3 protein-coding genes are annotated in these 2,035 nt (G+C 48.7%); 2 read left to right on the top strand and 1 reads right to left on the bottom strand.

Features of this window, described 5'->3' with window-relative positions; all coding sequences use genetic code 11:
* Window positions 1-13: 13 nt before the first annotated feature.
* Together Q0174_RS05025 and Q0174_RS05020 are read left to right on the top strand one after the other, a co-directional pair.
* Window positions 14-625 (top strand): N-acetyltransferase family protein, encoded by a 612-nt coding sequence (locus tag Q0174_RS05025; protein ID WP_366112554.1) that lies wholly within the window; start codon window positions 14-16, stop codon window positions 623-625.
* Between the two features lie 15 nt (window positions 626-640).
* Window positions 641-1,528, top strand: a complete 888-nt coding sequence (locus Q0174_RS05020) for a hypothetical protein (RefSeq protein ID WP_297989712.1) — start codon at window positions 641-643, stop codon at window positions 1,526-1,528.
* 264 nt (window positions 1,529-1,792) lie between these two features.
* Here Q0174_RS05020 and Q0174_RS05015 read toward each other — a convergent pair whose 3' ends face one another.
* The gene (locus tag Q0174_RS05015; RefSeq protein WP_298042041.1) at window positions 1,793-1,954 is read right to left on the bottom strand and encodes a hypothetical protein; all 162 of its coding nucleotides are present in this window, start codon (window positions 1,952-1,954) and stop codon (window positions 1,793-1,795) included.
* Window positions 1,955-2,035: the final 81 nt, after the last annotated feature.

The following is a 2,035-nucleotide window of genomic DNA, read 5'->3' as shown; positions in this document are numbered from 1 at the left end:
AAGATACCCATAACTGGTCGCTTACGTAGACGACGAGGCGGCATGTGCGAACGATGAGCTAGATAAAAATTTTAAAATTTCTGCGAGCGCGGCTGGCGCAGAGAGTGAAATTTCGCCCACAGACGAGGCGCGAGATCGCACAAACGCCGCGACGAAACAAAATGGCGCAAATTTAATCGTTGCGGTAAAACAAAGCGGCGTAAATTTAAAATCGGGCCAAATCCTCGGCTACGCCTACGCTTCGGCTTTCAAAGGGCGAGCGGCATATGATTGGTCGACGGAGAGCTCGGTTTATGTGTCGCAAAACGTGCGCGCTTTTGGTATCGGCAGGCTGCTCTACGAAGCGCTAGAGCGCGCGCTTAGGGCTCAAAACATCGTAGATATGAACGCTTGCATCGCTTGCGGGGATGACGAATATCTAAACGACGCAAGCGTGCGATTTCACGAGCGTATGGGTTTTCGCTTCGTCGGAAGATTTGAGCGCTGCGCCTATAAATTCGGCCGCTGGTACGATATGGCGTGGATGCAAAAGCCGATCGGCGAGCATCTGCAAAATCAGCCTGCGATGAGGCCTTTCGCGCGCTTCAGAGATGAAATTTGCGCGAGCGCGGGCATTGAAATTTAATTTAAAGGAAAAACTTTGACCCATTTTATCATTGACGACGAAAATATCGACGTCGATAATATATTCGACGTCGTAAATCTCAAAGAGGGCGACGAGCTAAATATAGTCTCCAACACCGCCAAAAAGATCGGCGCCTTAACCCTTGCGCGCCTATCCAAGATGGGCGTTAGCATAGGCGAGGTCTTTACGATCGGTAAGCAAAGAAAGGATTTCGCCGATAAGATCATCGTGTTTTTGATGGGTAAGCTCTGCGGAGCCGAGGGCAAGATCGGCATCGTCAGCAACGATAAATTTTACGACGACGTGATAGAATTCTTTAACAATCTAAACTACCGCAAAAATCCTAAATTTGAAAAGATCAGTCTAGCCTCGCATGCCGCAGGGACGAACGCAAAGCAAGGCAAAGCAAACGGCGCGGCAGAGAAAAAAGCCCAAAAAGCGGAGTCGGAAGCTACAAAGCAGGAGCCAAAAACTGCGAAATGTGAGCCAAAGGCTCAAAAGCAAGGTATAAAAGCCGCAAAGCAGGAGTCAAAAGCCGCACAACAGGAACAAAAAGCCGCAAATTCTAAAATCGTCAAAGCAGACCTTGCCGCGGCGAAGGCGCTGATCCCACAGTGCGTGAGCCTGCAAGCCCTTTACGGCGCGTGCGTCGCAAAGCTCGGCAGAGCCAAAGGCTGCGAGATCTATCGCGAGATCAAGGACGACGCGCGGACGCGATACGCGAGCATCACCTACGATAGCGACCTAAAAGACGGTGCCGTAAGGCGAAACGCGATCAAGCTATACCGCGAAAGCGGCGGCGATATGGCGGAATTTCACAATAAGCTGACGAGCGAATACAAACACGCGGGGCCTGAAATTTACAAGGAATTTAAAGAAAAACTCGTCGGAAAGATGATCTAGGCGACTCGGGCGCAAGGATTTAAGGCGCAGCGATAGAGCGCATCGCGACGTAGCAGCTAAAGCACGGTCTAGCGGCGTTAGATGTATCGTTACGGCGCGCGGTATGATGCAGCGCAACATAAGTGCGCCCGAAATAAAGCTGTTTGCTTACGCGGCATCGGTCTTATTTTACCGTATATAACCAAGCAAAGCCCAAGCGCTTAGGCATAGTAGCAGAGTAAAGATATATACGATAAATTTCATTCTGCCAGGTTCAATCCGGGTCTAATCATAGTTAAAGCTATATGGCTTGTATCCGAAAATATGCAAGGTCTTCAAAGCGAGCTCCCTGACCTCTATCCAGGATTTGTTCTGATAGACTAGATAATCGTAAGTATCTCCTTCTAGCAGGCTTTGATTTTTAAAGTATCTATCTATGAGCTCCATAAGTTCTCTTAACGCATCCCTCTCGTATGGCAGGAAACAAAATTCAAATTGCTCTAATAAAGCGTTCTTGCATTCGGTATA

It is taken from the genome of uncultured Campylobacter sp. (genome assembly GCF_937996225.1).
Taxonomy (GTDB): domain Bacteria; phylum Campylobacterota; class Campylobacteria; order Campylobacterales; family Campylobacteraceae; genus Campylobacter_B.
The sequence above is the reverse complement of the archived record's forward strand: the minus strand, read 5'-3'. Positions and strand labels throughout refer to the sequence as shown.